Source organism: Thioclava sp. DLFJ5-1, assembly GCF_002020115.1.
Classification (GTDB): domain Bacteria; phylum Pseudomonadota; class Alphaproteobacteria; order Rhodobacterales; family Rhodobacteraceae; genus Thioclava; species Thioclava sediminum.
Map to the genome: position 1 here is coordinate 45,943 of NZ_MPZU01000007.1, position 20,057 is coordinate 65,999.

The 20,057-nt window shown below is 66.3% G+C and carries 19 protein-coding genes; 7 read left to right on the top strand and 12 right to left on the bottom strand.

Translation table 11 applies throughout. The features are described 5' to 3' along the window. Positions 1-33: 33 nt before the first annotated feature. Together BMI86_RS18470 and cobT are read right to left on the bottom strand one after the other, a co-directional pair. Positions 34-1,833 carry an aminopeptidase P family protein gene (locus BMI86_RS18470; RefSeq protein WP_078542653.1) on the bottom strand — a complete coding sequence of 600 codons (1,800 nt, stop codon included), beginning with the start codon at positions 1,831-1,833 and terminating at the stop codon, positions 34-36. Further along, complete coding sequence (gene cobT, locus BMI86_RS18475) at positions 1,833-3,716, bottom strand: cobaltochelatase subunit CobT (protein ID WP_078542654.1); 1,884 nt, start codon at positions 3,714-3,716, stop codon at positions 1,833-1,835. Before cobT ends, BMI86_RS18470 begins: the two co-directional genes overlap by 1 nt. Positions 3,717-3,996: 280 nt before the next feature. Between cobT and BMI86_RS18480 the strand changes: the two genes are divergently transcribed. Next, on the top strand, positions 3,997-4,596 hold the full coding sequence (locus BMI86_RS18480) for an NAD(P)H-dependent oxidoreductase (protein ID WP_078542655.1): 600 nt from the start codon (positions 3,997-3,999) through the stop codon (positions 4,594-4,596). A 92-nt stretch (positions 4,597-4,688) separates the two neighbouring features. Here the strand turns inward: BMI86_RS18480 and BMI86_RS18485 are convergent, their stop codons facing one another. Both BMI86_RS18485 and cobS read right to left on the bottom strand, forming a co-directional pair. Next, entirely contained in the window at positions 4,689-5,276 is a 588-nt protein-coding gene (locus BMI86_RS18485) for a hypothetical protein (RefSeq protein ID WP_078542656.1), read from the bottom strand. Next, positions 5,273-6,244, bottom strand: a complete 972-nt coding sequence (gene cobS / locus BMI86_RS18490; RefSeq protein ID WP_078542657.1) for a cobaltochelatase subunit CobS — start codon at positions 6,242-6,244, stop codon at positions 5,273-5,275. The genes BMI86_RS18485 and cobS overlap by 4 nt, the downstream gene beginning before the upstream one ends. A 175-nt stretch (positions 6,245-6,419) precedes the next feature. Here cobS and BMI86_RS18495 point away from each other — a divergent pair, with 175 nt between their 5' ends. The 3 genes from BMI86_RS18495 (at position 6,420) to BMI86_RS18505 (ending at position 9,081) form a co-directional block, all read left to right on the top strand. Further along, positions 6,420-6,818 carry a hypothetical protein gene (locus BMI86_RS18495; RefSeq protein WP_078542658.1) on the top strand — a complete coding sequence of 133 codons (399 nt, stop codon included), beginning with the start codon at positions 6,420-6,422 and terminating at the stop codon, positions 6,816-6,818. A 280-nt stretch (positions 6,819-7,098) separates the two neighbouring features. Further along, entirely contained in the window at positions 7,099-7,719 is a 621-nt protein-coding gene (locus BMI86_RS18500) for a DnaJ domain-containing protein (RefSeq protein WP_078522979.1), read from the top strand. A 237-nt stretch (positions 7,720-7,956) separates the two neighbouring features. Beyond that, a complete protein-coding gene (locus BMI86_RS18505) occupies positions 7,957-9,081 on the top strand; it encodes a PQQ-dependent sugar dehydrogenase (RefSeq protein WP_078542659.1) in 1,125 nt (374 codons plus the stop codon). Positions 9,082-9,187: 106 nt separating this feature from the next. Here BMI86_RS18505 and BMI86_RS18510 read toward each other — a convergent pair whose 3' ends face one another. The 4 genes from BMI86_RS18510 to BMI86_RS18525 form a co-directional block, all read right to left on the bottom strand. Beyond that, positions 9,188-10,054 (bottom strand): ABC transporter permease subunit, encoded by an 867-nt coding sequence (locus BMI86_RS18510; protein ID WP_232621617.1) that lies wholly within the window; start codon positions 10,052-10,054, stop codon positions 9,188-9,190. After that, positions 10,051-10,836, bottom strand: a complete 786-nt coding sequence (locus BMI86_RS18515) for a taurine ABC transporter ATP-binding protein (protein ID WP_078542660.1) — start codon at positions 10,834-10,836, stop codon at positions 10,051-10,053. Before BMI86_RS18515 ends, BMI86_RS18510 begins: the two co-directional genes overlap by 4 nt. Positions 10,837-10,914: 78 nt before the next feature. Beyond that, positions 10,915-11,913 carry a taurine ABC transporter substrate-binding protein gene (tauA, locus tag BMI86_RS18520; RefSeq protein ID WP_078542661.1) on the bottom strand — a complete coding sequence of 333 codons (999 nt, stop codon included), beginning with the start codon at positions 11,911-11,913 and terminating at the stop codon, positions 10,915-10,917. Positions 11,914-12,006: 93 nt separating this feature from the next. Continuing rightward, entirely contained in the window at positions 12,007-13,380 is a 1,374-nt protein-coding gene (locus BMI86_RS18525) for an aminotransferase class III-fold pyridoxal phosphate-dependent enzyme (RefSeq protein ID WP_078542662.1), read from the bottom strand. Between the two features lie 254 nt (positions 13,381-13,634). On the opposite strand from BMI86_RS18525, the gene BMI86_RS18530 reads away from it, so the two are divergent. Both BMI86_RS18530 and BMI86_RS18535 read left to right on the top strand, forming a co-directional pair. Next, positions 13,635-15,140 (top strand): PLP-dependent aminotransferase family protein, encoded by a 1,506-nt coding sequence (locus BMI86_RS18530; RefSeq protein ID WP_078542663.1) that lies wholly within the window; start codon positions 13,635-13,637, stop codon positions 15,138-15,140. Positions 15,141-15,170: 30 nt separating this feature from the next. Continuing rightward, entirely contained in the window at positions 15,171-15,911 is a 741-nt protein-coding gene (locus BMI86_RS18535) for a sulfite exporter TauE/SafE family protein (RefSeq protein WP_078542767.1), read from the top strand. A 16-nt stretch (positions 15,912-15,927) separates the two neighbouring features. Here the strand turns inward: BMI86_RS18535 and BMI86_RS18540 are convergent, their stop codons facing one another. Beyond that, the gene (locus BMI86_RS18540) at positions 15,928-16,680 is read right to left on the bottom strand and encodes an SDR family oxidoreductase (protein ID WP_078542664.1); all 753 of its coding nucleotides are present in this window, start codon (positions 16,678-16,680) and stop codon (positions 15,928-15,930) included. 351 nt (positions 16,681-17,031) lie between these two features. On the opposite strand from BMI86_RS18540, the gene BMI86_RS18545 reads away from it, so the two are divergent. Further along, positions 17,032-17,859 carry a DUF6544 family protein gene (locus BMI86_RS18545; RefSeq protein WP_078542665.1) on the top strand — a complete coding sequence of 276 codons (828 nt, stop codon included), beginning with the start codon at positions 17,032-17,034 and terminating at the stop codon, positions 17,857-17,859. 18 nt (positions 17,860-17,877) lie between these two features. On the opposite strand, the gene BMI86_RS18550 is transcribed toward BMI86_RS18545, so the two are convergent. The 3 genes from BMI86_RS18550 to BMI86_RS18560 all read right to left on the bottom strand — a co-directional run bounded on the left by BMI86_RS18550 (position 17,878) and on the right by BMI86_RS18560 (position 20,056). Then, complete coding sequence (locus BMI86_RS18550) at positions 17,878-18,711, bottom strand: CPBP family intramembrane glutamic endopeptidase (protein ID WP_078542666.1); 834 nt, start codon at positions 18,709-18,711, stop codon at positions 17,878-17,880. A 109-nt stretch (positions 18,712-18,820) separates the two neighbouring features. Next, positions 18,821-19,156, bottom strand: a complete 336-nt coding sequence (locus BMI86_RS18555) for a DUF1992 domain-containing protein (protein ID WP_078542667.1) — start codon at positions 19,154-19,156, stop codon at positions 18,821-18,823. Positions 19,157-19,276: 120 nt separating this feature from the next. After that, on the bottom strand, positions 19,277-20,056 hold the full coding sequence (locus BMI86_RS18560; protein WP_078542668.1) for a heme ABC transporter ATP-binding protein: 780 nt from the start codon (positions 20,054-20,056) through the stop codon (positions 19,277-19,279). Position 20,057: the final 1 nt, after the last annotated feature.

A 20,057-nucleotide genomic window follows, 5' to 3' on the forward strand; every position in this document is an offset into this window, starting at 1 on the left:
CGGAGGCATTCCCGGCTTGCCGCGCGCGCCGCCTCAGAGCGGAGCGCAGGCGGCTTGCAGCCAGGCCTTCGCGCCCTCGCTGACCTTCGGCGCGATCCTCTCCAGCACCTCGGCGTGATAGGCGTTGAGCCAGTCGCGCTCCTCGGGGCCAAGCAGATCGACGTCGATCAGGCGGCGGTCGATCGGCACCCAAGTCAGCGTCGAGAAGGAGAGCTGGTCGCGATTGTCGCCCTTGGCCTCGGCCTCTTCGGTGAGGATCAGGTTCTCGATCCGGATGCCGAATGCGCCCTCGCGGTAATAGCCCGGCTCGTTCGACAGGATCATCCCTGGTTCGAGCGGCAGGGTCGAGACACGGGAAATCCGCGCGGGGCCTTCATGCACGCAGAGCGCTGCACCGACGCCATGGCCGGTGCCGTGATCGTAATCCCAGCCCTCGGCCCAGAGGGGCGCACGGGCGAGCGCATCGAGATGCGCGCCTGCCACGCTGCGCGGGAAGCGCGTGCGCGACAGCGCGATCATGCCCTGCAACACGCGGGTGAAGGGGCGTTTCGCATCTTCCGGCACATCGCCCACGGCGACGGTGCGGGTGATGTCGGTCGTGCCGTCGACATATTGTCCGCCCGAATCCACCAGTAGCAATTCACCCGGTTTCACGGGGCGGTTGGTGTCTTCGTTCACGCGGTAATGGACGATCGCGCCATTGCCGCCCGCGCCGCAGATCGTCTCGAAGGAGATGTCGAGCAGCGCGTTGGTGTCGCGGCGGAAGCCTTCGAGCGCAGTGACCACGTCGATCTCGGTCAGCTTGCCTTTCGGGGCCTCCGTATCGAGCCAGCTGAGGAATTCGACCATAGCGGTGGCGTCGCGCAGATGCGCCACCTCCATGCCTGCGACTTCGGCGGCGTTCTTGCGCGCTTTCGGCAGGATGCAGGGATCGCGCGCCTCATGGATCTTGGTGTCGTGATCGGCCAGCAGCAGCGAGACGGCGAGCGGCGCGCTGTCGGGGTCGACCAGCACCGGGCCTTCGATCGCCTCTAGCGCGGCGGTCAGGCTGTCGGGCGGCAGGATCGAGATCCCGTCGCCTAGATGGGCGCACAGGTCGGCGTCGAATTTCGCGTCGTCGGCAAAGAGCTTCACCGCGCCGTCGTCGAAGAGCACCGCGAAGGACTGAACCACCGGGTTGCGGGGAATGTCGGAGCCGCGAATGTTGAGAAGCCAGCAGATCGAATCCGGCAGGGTGAGCACGGCGGCGGCGATATCGTCGTCGCGCAGCGCTTCGGCCAGACGGGCGCGTTTCTCCGCTGCCGTTTCGCCCGCAAATTCCGGCGGGTGAATGCGGGCCGGTTCCGCGGGCGGGGCAGGGCGGTCGTTCCAGACGCGGTCCACGAGATTCTCGCTCTCGATCAGCGCGATGCCGGTGCCTTCCAGCCCCTCGCGGATTTTCGCGATCTCGGATTTGGTATGCAGCCACGGATCGAAGCCGATCTTGGCGCCTGCGTGGGCGTTTTCCTTCAGCCAGTCAGCCGGTTTCACCTCGGGCCAGTTCACCGGGGTGAAATGGTCGAGCGAGACCTCGGCGCGCACCTGGACCCGGTAGCGGCCATCGACGAAGACGCCCGCGATCTCGGGCAGGGCGATGCAGAAGCCTGCCGATCCGGTGAAGCCCGTCAGCCAGCCCAGCCGCGCATCGCAGGGCGCGACATACTCGCCCTGATGCGCATCGGCGCGCGGGATGATGAAGCCGTCGAGCCCGGCGGCAGACATGGCTTCGCGCAGCGCCGCCAGCCGGGGCGGGCCCAGTTCGGGGCGCGATTGCACCGAGAAATCCTGAAACATCAGATAGCCTTCTTGATCCCGAGGAAGCGGGCACGCGCCCGCGGATCGCTGTCGAAGAGGGAGGCGAGCTGTTCGGTCATGGCGCCCGCCAGTTGCTCCACATCGGTGATCGTCACCGCGTGCTGGTAATAGCGCGTCACGTCATGGCCGATGCCGATCGCGATCAGCTCCACCGCGCGGCGGCGTTCCACCATCGCGATCACGTCGCGCAGGTGTTTCTCCAGATAGATCGCGGGGTTCACCGACAGCGTCGAGTCGTCCACCGGCGCGCCGTCCGAGATCACCATCAGGATCTTGCGCTGCTCGGTGCGGGCGAGCATCCGGCGATGCGCCCATTCCAGCGCCTCGCCGTCGATGTTCTCCTTCAGCAGACCTTCCTTCATCATCAGGCCCAGATTGGCCCGCGTCCGGCGCATCGGCGCGTCGGCACGCTTGTAGATGATGTGGCGCAGATCGTTGAGGCGACCGGGGCTTTGCGGGCGGCCATCGGCGAGCCATTTCTCGCGCGATTGCCCGCCTTTCCAGGCGCGGGTGGTGAAGCCGAGGATCTCGACCTTCACGTCGCAGCGCTCCAGCGTGCGGGCGAGCACGTCGGCGCAGATCGCCGCGATCGAGATCGGGCGGCCCCGCATCGAGCCGGAATTGTCCAGCAGCAGCGTCACCACCGTGTCGCGGAACTCGGTATCCTTCTCGACCTTGAAGCTGAGCGGCGTCGTCGGGTTCGCGACAACGCGGGCGAGGCGGCCCGCATCGAGCATCCCTTCCTCGCGGTCGAATTCCCACGACCGGTTCTGCTGTGCCTGCAGGCGGCGCTGCAGCTTGTTGGCGAGCCGCGAGACCGCGCCTTTCAGCGGGTCGAGCTGCTGATCGAGATAGAGGCGCAGACGCTCCAGCTCGGCCGGTTCGGCCAAGTCCTCGGCGGCGATCTCCTCGTCGAATTCGGTCGTGTAGACGGCGTAATTCGGATCGGCCTGCGAATGCGGCGGGGGCGGCGGCGGCTCCAGCGGCGCATCAGCCTGCGGCATGTCCATCTCGTCGCTCATTTCCTGATCGGCGAGATCGTCGGAGCTGACGGAGGTCTGGGTCTGGGTCTGGTCGTCCTGCGCTTCCTGGCTGGATTCCGGCGTGGCCTCGGCCTCGTCGTCCTCCTGCTCGTCGCGGGCCTGATTTTCGCCCTGTTCCTCGTCGGCGTTCTCTTCCTGCTCGTCCTCGGCCTCGTCGCCCATATCCTCGTCGGGATCGTCGCCCAACTGATCGGCATAGCCGAGATCGGCGATCACCTTGCGGGTGAGGCGCGCAAAAGCGGCCTGATCCGCGAGGACGTGGTTAACGTTCTCCAGATCGTCGCCCGCCGATTGCTCGATGAAGGGGCGCCACAGGTCGAGCACGTTATCCGCGCCGGGCGGCAGTTTCCGGCCCGTCGCCAGTTCGCGCACGAAATACCCCGCGGCGACCGAGAGCGGGGCCTCTTCGGGGGCGCGGATCTGGGCATAGCCCTTGCGTTCGGCCTCATGGGCGATCTTGGCGTCGATATTGCTGAGCGTGCCGGGCATGTCGCGCGCGCCCAAGGCTTCGCAGCGCGCGGTCTCCATCGCCTCGTAGATCGCGCTCGCCAGATCGCCCGAGGGCGCATAGCGGCTGTCGATCGCGGCATCGTGGTGGCGGCGGCGCATCGCCATCGCATCGGCCGTGCCACGCGCCAGCAGAACCTCGTCACGCGTCATCCGGCGCGAGACCTGCGGCAGGCGCATCGTGTCGGCGGTCATACCCGAAGGGTCGACCGAATAGCTCACCGTCATATCGGGCGCGTCGGCCATCGTCTTGGTGGCCTCGGCCAGCGCCTTTTTGAAGGGATCCGCGGGGTTGTCGGAAGGCTTGCTCATAGCCTCAGATAAAGCATCGCGCGCGTCCGCCCGCAAGAGCCGATCGCGTGAGGAGCGCGCGGCAGATCGGCCCGGTTTGCGCGGGGCGGCGAGGGCGGGAAAGTTCCCGCTGCTGGCGCGCGGCATCCGTTCACCTGTGCACATAACGGGCGGGTTGGATGGGCTCAAACAGGGCTTACGTAGAGTTGAACACGAGACGCACGCCTCCCCCGCTGGTCCGACTTCCCCAATCGAGGGCCCCGTGCGACACACCGGACGACATACCGGAAAGGAGTTCGACATGAGCGAGACTTTGAACATCGGCCTGATCGTCGGCACGACGCGCGAAGGGCGCTTCGCTGACCGCGCACTCGAATGGTTCGAGACCAAGATCGATGCGCGCGACGACATGCGCTACGAGGTTCTGGATCTGCGCGAAGCCGCGCTGCCCTTCTTCGACGAGGCGGCTCCGCCTGCAGCGAAGCCCGTGACCAGCGAGAAGGCGCAGGCTTGGGGCGAAAAGCTCAAGGAATTCGACGGGTTCATCGTGGTGACGGCGGAGTATAACCACTCGATTCCCGCCACGATCAAGAACGCCTTCGACTATGCGTTCGAGGGCTGGCGTCGCAAGCCGCTGGGCACCGTGGGCTATGGTGGCGTGGGCGCTGCCCGCGCGGTCGAGCATCTGCGGCTCGTCGCGATCAATTTCGGCATGGTCCCCGTCGCAGGCGCAGTCAGCATCGGCGGTGCGGATTTCGTGAAGGCCTCACAAGGCACGCCGATCGCGGAGTTGGGCGACCATCTGGACGGTCCGGCGAAGACGCTGCTCGACGATATGGCGTTCTGGGGTCAGGCCGCGAAGCTGGCCAAGGGCGAGACAGAAAATCGTCAAGCCGCGTGATCCAAACGGATCTGCCACACGTAGTAGTAGAGTAACGAGTTTGCCCGGCCTCCGCGCCGGGCGTTTTTATGCGCGGCTTAGCGCGACCGAATTTACTGGAAAAGCCCGGTGCAGATCATCGGCATCCAGTCCGCGTGCAACGTGCTCAGCGGGAAGGCCCGGCGATCCTGCGAGCCCTTCGCGGTCTGCCCGCGCCGCGTCATGACGTAATCGCCATTGAGCAGGTTTACGTCGCAGGTGCCGGTATCCTCGGGATCGATCCGGTCGTAATAGCGGTAGCTGTAGCCCGAGACGACGAAACCGCCGTTGCGCCACGCGATGGAATAGGCGCTTTCCCACGGGGTGCGCCCGATCCCGATCTGTTCGGAATGCAGCTTGAACGCGCTGTCGGAAAGCGGCTTGAGCGTGGGCGTCTGCCCGCCCATCTGGCCCGAAAAGACCACCCGTTTGACCGTCATCTCGCGTTTCAGCCCGAAGGTCGGATCGCCGAGATAGATCACCAGATCGGCCGCATCCGCGCCGTTCTGCACCAGCATCGCCGCATCCTGCGTGCCGTCGCCGTTCCAGTCCCCGGTGAGGGCCGCAAAAATCTCGCCATCCGTGGGCGCCTCCTGAGCTGCCGCCGCGAAGGGCAGCAGCGCCGCGAAGAGCGCGCCCCGGATCGCGAGGCGCGGGATCACGAAGCGATGGCCGCCGCCGATTCCGGCAGCTCTTCGTCGAAGAGGCGCTGGTAGAACTCGGCCACGGTCTGACGCTCCAGTTCGTCGCATTTGTTGAGGAAGCTCAGGCGGAACGCATAGCCGATATTGCCGAAGATGCGCGCGTTCTGCGCCCAGGCGATCACCGTGCGCGGCGACATCACCGTCGAGAGATCGCCATTCATGAAGGCGGTCCGGCTGAGGTCGGCCACGGTCACCATCTGGCTGATCGTCTTGCGCCCGGCCTCGGTGTTGTATTGCGGGTTCTTCGACAGAACGATCGCGACCTCGGCGTCATGGCTGAGATAGTTCAGCGTCGAGACCAGCGACCAGCGGTCCATCTGACCTTGGTTGATCTGCTGGGTGCCGTGATAGAGGCCGGTCGTGTCGCCCAGACCCACCGTGTTCGAGGTCGCGAACAGGCGGAAATAGGGGTTCGGCGTGATCACTTCGTTCTGGTCGAGCAGCGTCAGCTTGCCGTCGGCCTCCAGCACGCGCTGGATCACGAACATCACGTCGGCGCGGCCCGCATCGTATTCGTCGAAGACGATGGCGGTCGGGTTGCGCAGCGCCCAGGGCAGGATGCCCTCGTGGAACACGGTGACCTGCTTGCCGTCGACCAGCTTGATCGCGTCCTTGCCGATCAGGTCGATCCGGCTCACGTGGCTGTCGAGATTGACGCGCACACAGGGCCAGTTCAGGCGGGCGGCGACTTGCTCGATATGGGTCGATTTGCCGGTGCCGTGATAGCCTTGGATCATCACGCGGCGATTGTAGGCAAAGCCCGCGAGGATCGCCATCGTGGTGTCGGGGTCGAACTTGTAGGTGGAGTCGATCTCCGGCACGCGGTCGGTGCGCTCTGCAAACCCTTTGACCTTCATGTCGGAATCGAGGCCGAACACCTCGCGCAGGTCGATTTCTTCAGTGGGCTTGGCGGTCTGGTCGAGCATCGCGGACGTCCTTTCGTGGTTGGGTCGATTTGTGAACCATCGCGCGCAGGCGTGCAAGGGGGCGATGACGCGTGATGCGCGAGGCTGCTATCGGCCCGTTCCCGCCAGCGTGGCTTGGTTTGAGTTGACCCGGACCCGCCATCCGCTAGAAAGGCCGCAAAGCTTGAGGTGCATCATGCAGCATTACGAATACAAGGTCATCCCGGCGCCCGCGCGCGGCGACAAGGAGCGCGGCCTGAAATCCGGCGCGGACCGCTTCGCCCATGCGCTCTCGGGCGTGATGAACGAGATGGCCACGCGCGGCTGGGAATACCTGCGCGCAGAGACCCTGCCCGCGGAAGAGCGTACCGGCCTCACCGGCAAATCGACGGTCTATCACAACCTGCTAGTCTTCCGCCGTCCCACCAGTGCCGATCCGGCGCGCGCGGTCGGCGCACATCCCGATCCCGAGGATGCGGCCAATGACGAGGACGCGCCCGAGGCCAAGCGCCGCGCGCTTCTCGCCGATGCGCCCGAGGGGCGCGCGCCGAAACTGCGCGCCAACCGCGACGGGACTTCCAAAGACGAAGACTGACGCGGGGCAGGGGCGTTGCGAAGGCGGCGTCCCGAAAGCGGGTGCCGCGCGTCCTGAGCCGCCAGTCCCAAGACCTGCCGTGCGCGCCCCATCTCGGCGCGCCGGTTGCGTTGCCGTCGGGGCGCCCCGCACCGACCCTTGATCCGAGCAGATAGCGGCCCCATTTCCGCCCGACCCCCTTTCAACATCTGTCATTTCCAGTAGACTGCGTGACCCGACTCGGAGGCAGGCCTCAAACGCCGCCCCGAAGTGGCATTCGGGCAGCAGGCAAGAGGCAAGCATGAGCAACAGCGATCCTTTCGGCTTCAACATTTCGGCCGCGGCGGACAAGAAACGCCGCTCGCGTGGCAGGCGCGGCATGTCGGGGGCTTTCGAGACCTCGACCCGGATCTGCGACAAGGAAGGCTGCAACGAGCCGGGCAAGTACCGTGCGCCGAAAAGCCCGAAAATCCTCGATGACTACTATTGGTTCTGCAAGGACCACGTCCGCGAGTACAATCTGAACTGGAATTACTTCCAGGGTCAGTCCGAGGAGGAATTCCAGGCCTTCCTCGACAATGCGACCGTCTGGGAGCGCCCCACCAAGCCCTTCAGCAAGGCCAAGGAAGAAGCCGGCTGGGCGCGTCACGGCATCTCGGACCCGCATGAGATTCTCGGCGACAACGCCACGAAGAACCCCGGCCGGACGATGGGCCGCAAGCTGCCGCCGACCGAACGTCGCGCGCTCGATATTCTCGAGGCGAAGGACTCGATGACCAAGGCCGAGGTCCGCAAGTGCTACAAGGCGCTGATCAAGGTGCTGCACCCGGATATGAACGGCGGCGACCGCTCTCAGGAAGAGATGCTGCAAGAGGTCGTCTGGGCCTGGGACCAGCTGAAAGACAGCCGCAACTTCAAGTGACGGCAGTGGGCTCCGCCCCCCGTCTCCGGAGGGCGACAAGTCTCAGGCAAGCGGGGGCTCTGCCCCCCGCGCTAACGCGCGTCCCCCGGAATATTTTCGCAAGAGCGAAGACGCCTTTTTACATGTCTTCGCTCTTTTGAAATATCCCGGGGTGAATGCCGCAGGCAGAGGGGCAGCGCCCCTTAGACCCCTTCCACTTTCGCGCCCCCGCCCCATCTCTAGGGGAGGAGGTGCTTCATGATCCCGTTTCCGAGCCTGCGCGCCGCATTGGCGCTCGCCCTGACGATCCCCGTTCTCTCGAGCCTCGGCCTCGCGCCGCTCGCCACGCCAGCCGCCGCGCAGAACGTGGGCGAGAAACCCGCGAGCCGCGATCTGCCTTTCGTGCTCAAGCCGATCGCGCAGCTGGAAAACCCCTGGGCCATCGCGCCCTTGCCCGACAGCTCGGTTCTGGTGACCGGCAAGTCGGGCAAGATGTGGCATGTCACGGGCGGCGGGGCGCAGGCGATCAGCGGGCTGCCGGAGGTGCAATATAGCGGCCAGAACGGGCTACTCGACGTCGCTGTCCCGCCCGATTTCTCGGACACGCGCGCGGTCTATATCACTTATGTCGCGCCGGATAACGCGCTGCATCTGGCGCGCGGGGTGCTGGACGGCAGCAAGCTCACGCAGCTAAAGACGATCTGGCAGCAGACGCCGGGCGGGCGTGGCCAGCCCGGTGGGATCGTGGCGTTCGGGCCGGACGGTCTGCTCTACCTCACCGTGGGCGACCGGATGCAGCCCGACACCGCGCAGGATCCCGACAATCCACGCGGCAAGATCCTGCGCCTGACCCGCGACGGCCAGCCCGCCCCCGGCAATCCCCATGAGGGGGCGGGGGGCGTGCGTGCCGAGACCTGGACCGAGGGGCACCGCAACCAATACGGCCTCGCCTTCACGCCCGACGGCAAGCTCTGGGAGCATGAGATGGGTCCGCGCGGTGGCGACGAACTGAACCTGATCGAGAAGGGCAAGAATTACGGCTGGAACGAAGTGTCGAACGGGCGCCACTATTCCGGTCAGCCGATCCCCGATCACGACACGCGGCCCGAATTCGAACCGCCGAAACTGTGGTGGACGCCGGTGATCGCGCCAGCGGGTCTCGCCGTCTATGAGGGGCGAGACTTTCCCGACTGGCAGGGCGATATGCTGATCGGCGGGCTTGCGGGCAATGGGCTCGCGCTGATCGCGGGCGACGGCTCGGATCAGATCGCGCGCTGGGATTTGCAGATGCGGGTACGCGACGTGGCCGTGGGCCCCAAGGGCGAGGTCTGGATCATCGAGGATGCGGGCGACGGCGCGCTCTATCAGTTGGTGCCGAAGTGATCTTCCCGAGTGCGTAAATGAAAACGGCGGCGCGCGCCTCTCAGCGCAGCGCCGCCGCCTTGGACAAAGGCCGGGCGGATCATGCCCGGCCTTTCGCGTTGCGGGCTTACATCCGGCCCTTCCACGGCACGACCTTCTTCTCCACCCAGCGCATCGCCAGATCGAAGCACCATGCGATGCCGCCGATCAGGAAGATGCCCACCAGCACGGTCGAGGTCTGCAGGAACTGGCTGGCCGAGAGGACCATGTAGCCAAGCCCCATCGTCGCCGCGACCATCTCGGCGGCGACCAGCGTCGTCCAGCCGAAGCCCACCCCGATGCGCATGGCGGTCAGGATTTCCGGCAGCGCCGAGGGCAGCACCACTTCGCGCAGCACCTGCGCGCGGCTCGCGCCCAGCGAATAGGCGGCATGGATCTGCTCGATCGCGACCGAGCGGACGCCTGCGCGCGCACCGAGCGCGACCGGCGCCAGCACCGAGAGGAAGATCAGCAGCACTTTCGAAGTCTCGCCGATGCCGAACCAGATGATCATCAGCGGCAGATAGGCCAGCGGCGGGATCGGGCGGTAGAACTCGAGGAAGGGATCGAATAGCCCGCGCATAACCGGGCTCATCCCCATCGCGAGGCCAAGCGGAATTCCGATGATACAGGCCAGCGCGAAGGCGGCGAAGACGCGGCCTGCGGAGACGAGGATATGCTCCCACAGCGGCACGCCGGTGAAGCCGGTCGAGATCAGGCCGAAGAGCTTCTGCACGACCGCGACGGGCGAGGGCAGGAACAGCGGCGCGATCAACCCGGAGGCCGTCACGATCTGCCACAGGCCCAGCACCACCAGAACGGCCACGACCGAGATCTTGATCGTGTTGCCTTCGCCCGGCACGCCATAGGTCTGGCCGGGTTTGGTGGGGGCTTGGCGGAAGATGCGTTTGATCATCGGGGCGGGGCGGCTGTCATCTTGGATATCCATGGTCATGCGGCCTTCTCCTCGTCTGCGAAGATGATGCCGAGAATGGTCTCGCGCATCGCGATGAATTCGGGGGATGCCTTCACCTCGCGGGCGCTCTCGCCTGCGAGGAACCGGCGCGAGAAGGGCAGGTCGAAGCGATGCGTGATCCGGCCCGGACGGGGCGACATCACGATCAGCTTGGAGCCCATGAAGAGCGCCTCTTCGACCGAGTGGGTGATCAGGAACACCGACTTGCCCTGCGCTTCCCAGATTTTCAGGATCAGTTCCTGCGCGCGTTCGCGGGTCAGCGCATCGAGCGCGCCGAGCGGTTCGTCCATCAGCAGGATGCGCGGATCGGCGGTCAGCGCCCGGCCGATGCCTACGCGTTGCTGCATCCCGCCCGAGAGCATGTAGACGGGGCTGTCCTCGAACCCCTCAAGGCCCAGCACGGTCAGGAATTCGCGGGCGACCTTGTAGCGTTTCTCCTTGGAGACGCCCTGCAGCTTCAGGCCGAAGGCGAGGTTGTCGAGCACGTTCATCCACGGCATCAGCGCGTGTTTTTGGAACACCACGGCGCGGTCCTGACCGGGGCCGGTCACGGGGGCGCCGTCGAGTTTGATCTGGCCTGAACTGGGCGCGAGGAACCCCGCGATCAGGTTCAGGAGCGTCGATTTCCCGCAACCCGAGGCACCGAGGGCGACCACGAATTCGCCCGGCTCGATGGTCAGTTCGACATTGCGAAGCGCTTCGACCGGCTCGGATTTGTCACGGGCGGGGTAGAGTACGGAGGCGCGGCGGATTTCAAGCATCTGGGCTTCCTTTCCGGGGCGGAGCTGGGGAATGGGAAACGCCCGGCCAGAGGTCCGGCCGGGCGCTGGGGCGTGTCTTTATTCGCCCATTGCGTCTTGCAGCGGCTTGAGCGTGATGAACTGCGAGTAGTCATCGGCCACCGAGTCGATCCGGCCCGCTTCCTTCAGGAATTCGGCGGTCGATTTGATCGCGGGGGCCATCGCGCCACCCAGCCAGTCTGCGCTGACCTGATCGGCGGGCTTGAGGAAGGTGTAGCCCCCGAGGATGCCCGGCACCTGCGCGGCGTCCGCGCCGGTATTCGTGGCGATCTCTTTCACCTCGTCGCTATCGGCGGTCCAGGCGTCCTTGTTGTCGATATAGGCGGCGTCGGCGTCGGCGGTGACCTTCACGAAGCCTGCGACGGCTTCGGGGTTTTCCTCGGCCCACTGGCTGTTGACGACCCAGCCGTCAAAGGTCGGGTAGCCCCATTTCGCGGTCTCGTCCGCGCCCATGATGCGGGTGCCCGATTTCAGCAGCTGCGACTGAACCGGATCCCAGATCCAGGCGGCGTCGATGGCGTTCTGTTCCCACGCGGCGGCGATCTGATCGGGCGACATCGACAGGATGGTCAGGTCGCTTTCCGAGATGCCCTCATGCTTGAGCGCGCCGGTCAGCGAGAAATGCGCGGTCGAGCCGACCGGCACGGCCACGCGCTTGCCCTTGAGGTCGGCCAGCGACGAAATCCCCGAGCCGTCATGCGCGATCAGGCTCTCGGCCTGACCGATCACGTCACCGATCATGAAGAGCTTGATCGGCACGCCTTGGCTGGCGGCGATCGCGAAGGGCGAGGAGCCGAGCGCAGCGAGCTTCACGTCGCCCGAGGCCATCGCCGCGATCACGTCGGTGCCCGAGGCGAATTTGCGCCACTCGACATCGTAGCCCATCGCCTTCGCGTATTCCTCGGTGTTGACCTTGGTCATCATCGGGATCGGCGTCCCGAAATTGCCGATGATCAGCGTTTCGGCCGAGGCCACCGTGGCCATCGGCAGCAGGCCGATCAGCGCGAGCGTCGCGTAACGGGCGGTTTTCTTGAACATGTCTATCCTCGTCTGTTGGTTGAGCGGGCCGTTTGCGGCCTCTTTCGGGGAGGGGCCGGGGCGGTTGCCCGCCCGGGCCAGTGTTGATCCGTGTCAGGCGCTGAGCTTGGCCAGCGCGCGGTCGATCGTCTCGGTGATCCGGGTGATCTCGGAGGGGCCGACGATCAGCGCGGGGCTCAGACACAGCGTGTTGTTGAAGCCTTTGAACGAGCGCGAGGTCTTGCCGATGATCACGCCTTCCGCGTCGCAGGCACCGACCACACCTTCGACGAGCTTCTCGTCGAGCGGCTCTTTCGTGGCGCGATCCGCGACGAGTTCCAGCCCGCAGAACAGGCCCTTGCCGCGCACGTCGCCCACGACGGCGTGCTTGTCCTTCAGCTCCATTAGGCGGTCCATCAGCAGATCGCCCATCGCGTTGGTGTTCGCGAGCAGGTTCTCGTCCTCGATGATGCGCATGTTCTCCAGCGCCGCCGCCGGGCCTGCCGTGCAGCCCCCGAAGGTGGAGATGTCGCGGAAATAGCTCATCGGATCGTCGGGATCGGAGCGGAATTTCTCGAACACGTCCTCGGTGGTGATCAGGCACGAAATCGCGGCATAGCCCGAGGCCAGCCCCTTCGCGGTGGTCACGAAATCGGGCTTGATGCCGTAATGCTGGTAGCCGAACCATTCGCCGGTGCGGCCCATGCCGCAGACGACCTCGTCCATGTGGATCAGGATGTCGTATTTGGTGCAGATCTCCTGCACGCGCTCCCAATAGCCAGCGGGTGGGGTGATGACGCCGCCGCCTGCGGTGATCGGCTCGAGGCAGATCGCGCCCACGGTGTCGGGGCCTTCGCGCAGGATGACCTCTTCGATCGCGTTCGCGGCACGGAGGCCGTAATCTTCGTCATCCCATTGCGCGCGATATTCGAGGCAATGCGGCACGGCGACGAACCCGTCGGGGAAGGGGCCATATTGGTCGCGGCGCTGTTCCTGACCGCAGGCCGCCATCGCGCCCAGCGAAGTGCCGTGGTAGTCGCGCTCGCGGTAGAGAATCTTCCACTTCTTGCCGCCATGATGCTTATGCGCGATCTGGCGCACCATCTTGAAGGCCTTCTCATTCGCCTCCGAGCCCGAGTTGGCGAAGAAGACGCGGCTCAGGCCCGGCGTCTTTTCGACCAGACGGGCGGCGAATTGCGCCGCCGGGATCGTGCCCGCCGAGCCTGCGAAATAGTTCATCTTCAGAAGCTGGTCGCGCACGGCATTGGCGATGCTCTCGCGGCCATAGCCGACATTGACCGTCCAGACGCCGCCCGAGACCGCATCGAGATAGTCGCGGCCATTCTGATCCCAGACCGTCATGCCCTTGCCCTCGACAAGGATGCGCGGATCGCGGTGGTCCAGTGCGGCGTGCTGGAACAGGTGGTGCCAGACATGGGCGCGGTCGGCTTCGACCGTGGCGCTGATATCGTTGAACTGACCGTCCATCGGGGTTTCCCTTTCCTTTGGGTTCGGCGCCCATCAAGCCTTTCCGCGGTGCAGCATGTGAGGGCCAGAGCGCCAATTCCGATGGGGCCAGATTTCGGCATCGATGTATTTCGGGCAGAGGTTTTAAGCCCTGAGCTGGGCAAATGACCGGAAATTGGGCGATTGCCGAAGATCGGGCGGTATCTGGCCCGCTCGACCTTGCTCTTCCATGGGGCCAGAGCGCAGATGCGAGGGCAATTCAAAGGAGCCAGATCATGGATCGCTTGCCCGTCTCCATCGACCGTAACAGCCCCGAGCCGCTGCAAAGCCAGCTGCGTCAGGCGCTGATCGCGGCGATTCATGCGGGCAAGATGGCGCCGGGGCAGAAGGTGCTGTCCTCGCGCGCGCTGGCCGAGAAGCTGGGCATCGCGCGCAACACCGCCACCGCCGTCTATGACGAGCTGGTCGCGCGCGGCTATCTCGAGGCGCAGCCGCGCCGCGGGCTGTTCGTCGCCACCCGCGGGCAGGGGAAAGGGCAGAGCGTCGCGGGGGCCTCCGTCGTCGATTGGCAGGCCCGCATCGGGGTCACCCCGTCGAAACTCAACCATATCCGCAAGCCGCTGAACTGGCAGGACTATCCCTATCCGTTCATCTTCGGGCAGGTCGATCCGCGGCTGTTCCCGCTCAACGCGTGGCGCAATTCCTCGCGCGATACATTGGGGCGGGCCTCGCTCGACTGGTGGGCGGCGGATCGCGCGGTCGATGACGATCCGATGCTGATCGAACAGATCCGGACCCGCATCCTGCCCGAGCGCGGCATCTATGCGCGGCCCGAGGAGATCCTGATCACGCTCGGTGCGCAGGAGGGGTTCTACCTGCTCGCGCAGCTTCTGGCGGGGGCGGGCAAGCGCGTGGGCTGCGAGATGCCGGGCTACCCGGATTCGCGCTTCATCTTCGAGATGTCCGGCGCGCAGAGCGTGCCGCTGCCGATCGACGAGAAAGGCGCGCGGATCGCTTCGGGGCAGGGGCTCGATCTGGCGCTGCTGACACCGGGCGCGCATTGCCCCTCGATGGTGATGATGCCCGGGCCGCGCCGCGACGAGATCCTCGCGCGGGCCTCGCAGGACGATTTCCTGATCATCGAGGACGACTATGAGGGCGAGGTCGCCTTCGCCCGCGAACCGGCGCTGAAATCCCGCGACCGCGACGGGCGGGTGATCTATCTCGGCACGCTGTCGAAGACGCTCGCGCCGGGGGTGCGCCTGGGCTTTCTGGTGGCGCCCGAGCCGCTGGTGAAAGAGGCGCGCTGGCTGCGGCGGCTGGTGCATCGCTCGGTCCCGCTGAACAACCAGCGCACGGCGGCGATCTTTCTGGCCGAGGGGCATTACCTGTCGCTGCTGCGCAAGCTGCGCGCGGCCCATGCCGACCGCTGGTACCGGGTGATGGAACATCTGCCCGATCTGCTGCCCGGCTTCCGCGCGCCCGATCCCTGTCATGGCGGCTCTTCGGTCTGGCTGGAGCTGCCCGAGGGCGTTGACGGGCGCGAATTGATCGCGGCGGCAGGGGCGGAGGGTATTTTGCTGGAAAACGGCGATCCTTTCGTGGCCCCCGAACAGGCGGGGCGCTTCATCCGGCTCGGCCTGTCACTGATCCAGACCGAGGCCATCGTGCCGGGGATGCGCCTCTTGGGCGAGATCGCGGCGCGGCTGGCGCAAGAGGGCACCTCTGGCCCCAACGAAAATGCCGCTCTGGACCAATCGGGCGCGCAGGTGGCGAGCTAGGGCGAGGGAAAGACCCTGACGGAGCCGATGATGTTCGACGCCACGACCCTCTATGTGATCCTCGCCGTAGCCTATGCGGCGGTGCTGCGCGGCATGGCGGGGTTCGGCTTTGCGATCGCCGCCGTGCCGATCCTGTCGCTGTTCATCCCGCCTCTGGAGGCGGTCGCGATGGCGGTGCTGTTGCAGGTGGTCGTGGGTCTGCACGATCTGGTCAAGCTGCGCGGCGCGGTGCATCGGCCTTCGCTGCTGCGGCTCTGCGCGGGCTCTCTGATCGGCACGCCGCTGGGGATCTGGGCGCTCAGCGCGCTCAGCCCCGATGCCGCGCGGATGGCGATTGCGGTGCTGGTGCTGGGAGGGCTCGCGATGCTGTTGCGCTACAAGCCCGCCGCGCCGCAGCCGCATTCGGGGCTGGCGCTGCTGGCGGGTGTGGCCTCGGGCGCGTTCTCAGGTCTGGCCGCGATGCCCGGGCCGCCCGCTGTGGTCTATTACCTCGGCGCAGGCACGCCGCCTGCGCAAACGCGGGCCTCATTGCTGCTGTTCTTCTTCGTGGCTTCGGTGATCGCGGTGCCGGGGCTGTGGCTCGCAGGTGCGATTGACGGAGAGGTGCTCTGGCTCACCGCGATTTCCGTGCCGCCGATGGCGCTGGGCACCTGGGCGGGCACGGCGGCTTTCGCGCGGCTCGATCATGCGCAATACCGCAAGATCGCGATCGGGGTGATGGCGATCTCGGCGGTGCTGGCAGGGTGGCGGGGCCTCTCGGTCTATCTGTGATCGGCCCCGCGTAACTTCAGTCGCGGTGGATCTGGAACGGCGCCCAGCTCTGGCTCACCGGCATGATCTCGATCGAGTTGATATTCACATGCGGCGGAAGCGCAGCCACCCAGTAGATGCTCTCGGCGATATCCTCGGGCTGCAGCGGATTGGCCCCGGCATAGAGCTTGTCATAGGCCGCCTTGTCGCCACCGGTGCGCACCAGCGTGAATTCGCTCTCCGAGAGGCCCGGCTCGATCGAGGTCACGCGCACGCCGGTGCCCGACAGGTCCGAGCGCAGCCCGAGCGAGAACTGCTGCACGAAAGCTTTCGTGCCGCCATAGACATTGCCGCCCGGATAGGGCCAGTTCGCCGCGATCGAGGCGAGGTTCACGATCAGCCCCCGGCGCGCGATCAGCCGATCCAGCGTGAGCCGCGTCATCACCGCGAGTCCGGTGATATTGGTGTCGATCATCGCGCGCCAGTCATCCAGATCACAGTCCTGCGCAGGCGCGGTGCCGCGCGCGAGGCCCGCATTGTTGATCAGCGCGTCGATCTGCGCGAAGCCTTCGGGCAGGCTGTCGAGCGCCGCGCGCGTCGCCGCTTCGTCGCGAATGTCGAAGCAAAGGGGATGCGCGACCTCCGGTCCGCCGAGTGCCTCGACCAGCGCGTCGAGCCGTTCCTGACGCCGCCCGGTCACGATGACCTTCCAGCCCTCATGGGCAAAACGGCGGGCGATGGCGTCGCCGAACCCTGCGGTGGCTCCGGTGATGAGGGCGGTTTTGGTCATGAAGGGGCCTTCCTGTCTTGCTGCCTGTCAGGCCGCGCATCTCGGCGCGGCGATTGCGGCCAGTCTGTCTCTCTGGTCTGCCGGTGCGACAGGGCCAGTCGGGGATTTCCCATGGGGCCAGTCCCGCGCGCCCGCACACCTTTTGCCGCGGCACGATAGGGGCAGGGGGCCGGAACTGCAATTTCACGGGCGCGTGACTGCGACTATGTGATCTGAGCGGTGGCGGTCAGTTCTTGGGAGGCGGGGGCTCCGAACGGATCGAAGCGCGCTAAGTCTTTGTGCTATCCTCAAGTTCGGGACGGCGCGCAATTGGCGCCTCGCGGATCGGACATGGAAAGGGAGAGACGCTGCATGGCTCTTTGGGTTCTGGCCATTGTCGCCATCGGGCTTTTCGGTCTGTTCGCAAGGCGGCGTCTCGAGCTGCGGGCAGACCGTGCCGAGATGGCGCGCCTGAGTGCATTTCAGCCCACCGATCCGCCGCGCTTCTCCGCCGATATGGTCGCCGATCTCCCCGAGCCCGCGCGCCGATTTTTCACCTTCGCCATTGCGGAAGGAACGCCGCTCTACACCGTCGCCCGGCTGAAGATGCAGGGGCAGTTCGGCATGGGGGGCAAATCCGCCCCCGGCTACATGCCGATGCGCGCCACGCAGGTGCTCGCCGCGCCGCATGGCTTCGTCTGGGCGATGTCGGGCGGGACTGGCGGGATGCGTCTCAGCGGCTCCGACAGCGCGAAATGGACCCGGTTCTGGATCGCGGGGCTCGCCCCCGTGGCCCGGTTCGGTGGCAGCCCGGATCACAAACGCTCCGCCTTCGGGCGCTACGTGGCCGAGGCGGTGTTCTGGACGCCCGCCGCAGTGCTGCCGGGCCCGAAGGTGACGTGGGAGCCGGTCTCGACGAACATTGCCCGGATGACGATGCGCCATGACGGGTTGGAGCAGGCGGTCGACCTCACCGTCGCCGCAGATGGCCGCCCCGTGCAGGTCCGCTTCCAGCGTTGGAGCAATGCGAACCCGCAAAAGCGCCACCGGCTTCAGCCCTTCGGCGGCTACCTCTCGGAGTTTCGCGAGGTCGAGGGCTTCCGCTTGCCGACCCATGTGGAGGCGGGGAACGACTTCGAGAGTGAGGCCTATTTCCCGTTCTACATCGCCGATGTCACCGACATTCGCTTTCCCAGGTGACTGCGCCCACCCCGTGCCTCAGGGCCGCGCCTCACCGGGGATCACTTCGGTCACGGTGCCTTCGCGCGTGAACATCATGTCGCGCTTCCACCAGACGACGATCGCGGCGACGCCCACCAGAATCCACGTGTCCCAAGGCTGCGCATCCGGCCAGAACGGGTTGATGAGCTGCCAGTGGAACAGCATCGGCAACAGCAGGCTGCCCCGCGCTGCGTTGAAGATCGGCGTGACCAGAACCGCGAGGGTGATGTTACCGATGAAGAAGGGCAGGAAGCTCCACTCGGCGAAGACCACCCCGGCGAGGTAGAAGGCGGGCAGGTGCCAGACGCCCCAGATCGCGCCGATCAGCACGCCGGCCCAAAACGGGGCGACATGGCGCTGCAACAGCGGTTGCGCGACGCCGCGCCAGCCGAACTCCTCGATCGGGCCGAGAAGCAGCATCATGAACATCACGCTGACCATCGCGCCCACGCCCTCGGGCGGCATCGGCGCAAGCAGGGGCCCGCCCTTGATGATCGAGCCCACCATGAAGACCAGCGGGATCACGAGCAGGATGAAGCCCCACCACGGCGCGGGGCAGCGCCAGATCAGAAGCCGCAACAGAAACCCGCGCAAGCCGCCTAGTCCGGCGGAGGCCACGACCAGCGTGAAGGCCGCGATGGCCGGGGCCCAGGTGGCCAGAAAGAAGAGCGGGTGAGAACCGCTGATCTGGCCGAACCGCGCGGCCATGGCGTCAGGCCAGAAGATGTAGCTGCCGATCACGCCCCAGGTGATCGCGAAGGTCAGCGCGAGAAAGGCGAGCAGCGCGCGCGCCGTGGATGACGGGGTCGGGTGTTCGCGAGCGACAGACATTGGGGCGGCCTTGGAGCATGACGTCAGGAAGCGCGTCACCGTCGCCGTTTTCCGCGCGGATTTCCTTGTTCTGGGTCAACTGGATCAACCCTCGAACGTCCGCGACAGTCTAAGGGGCCATGAAGCGCCGCCGCGCTTCCACCGCGATACTGTAGCGCTGCTCCAGATCGGCGATCAGCGCCATCGCGACGCGCTTGGCATCGTCGCCCTCGGCCTCCCGGTAGCTCTCTTTGGCGGCCTCCAGCAGCTTCTTGAGCTTGAACTCCTCGGGCAGCGCGCCGGCTTCGGCCATGATGCGCGACGCCACCGCCGTCGCCATATCGGTGAACGCCTCGCCCGAGCGATCCGGGAGCGGTTTGCCCTCGCCGGAAAGCCCGCTCAACTGCCCCTCCGCGAGGGCCTTCTGGATTTGCCGCTCGACGAGGCGGTTCAAGGATTGGGTCATGCGACGGTCCTGCCTGTTCCGGCGCCGCGAGAAGTGCGGCACTGCCGCGAGCATAGCGCGCTTGTGGCGATGCGAACACTCAGACTTCTGTGCGAAACCTGTGAAAGATTGCGCGCGGGCTCAGGCCGGTCGCGCGAATTGCGGCAGCACCCAAAGACCGTCCGAGGCCGCCGCGCCCACCTGCAACTCGCATCCATAGGTGCGACTGAGGATCGGTCCGCGCATCACCGTCTCGGGCGGCCCATGCGCCTCGATCCGGCCTTCGCGCATCAGCACCATCTCGTCGGCCAGCTGCGCCGAGAGGTTGAGGTCATGCATCACCGCGACCACGCCGCCGCCCGCATCGGCGAAGCGGCGCAGGATCGCCATCACCTCGAGCTGATGCGCGATATCGAGGCTCGCCACCGGCTCGTCGACCAGGAGCCAGCGCGGCCCCGCGTGGCTGAGCGGCTGCCAGACCTGCGCCCGCACCCGCGCCAGATGGGCGCGGGCCTGCTGACCGCCCGAAAGCGACTGGATCGGGCGATGGGCCAGATCGCTCAGCCCGACCTCGGCTAAAGCGGCGGACACGATTTCGGGGTGATCCGCCTCGATCCCGGCATGCAGCCCCATCCCCACGACCTCGGCCACGGTGAAGGGAAAGGCGACGCTGTTCGATTGCTCCAGCACGGCGCGCAGCGCGGCCAGCCGCCAGGCGGGCGTCTTCGCGATCTCATGGCCTTGCAGGATGATCCGCCCGCGATAGGGCAGCGCCCCGGAGGCCGCTTGCACCAACGTCGACTTGCCCGAGCCATTCGGGCCGAGGATCACCGTCACCGCGCCCGGTTGGGCGGTCAGCGAGAGGCCCTGCAACACGTCGCTACGCCCCCGCGCGACATGCAGGTCGGAAATCTCCAGCATG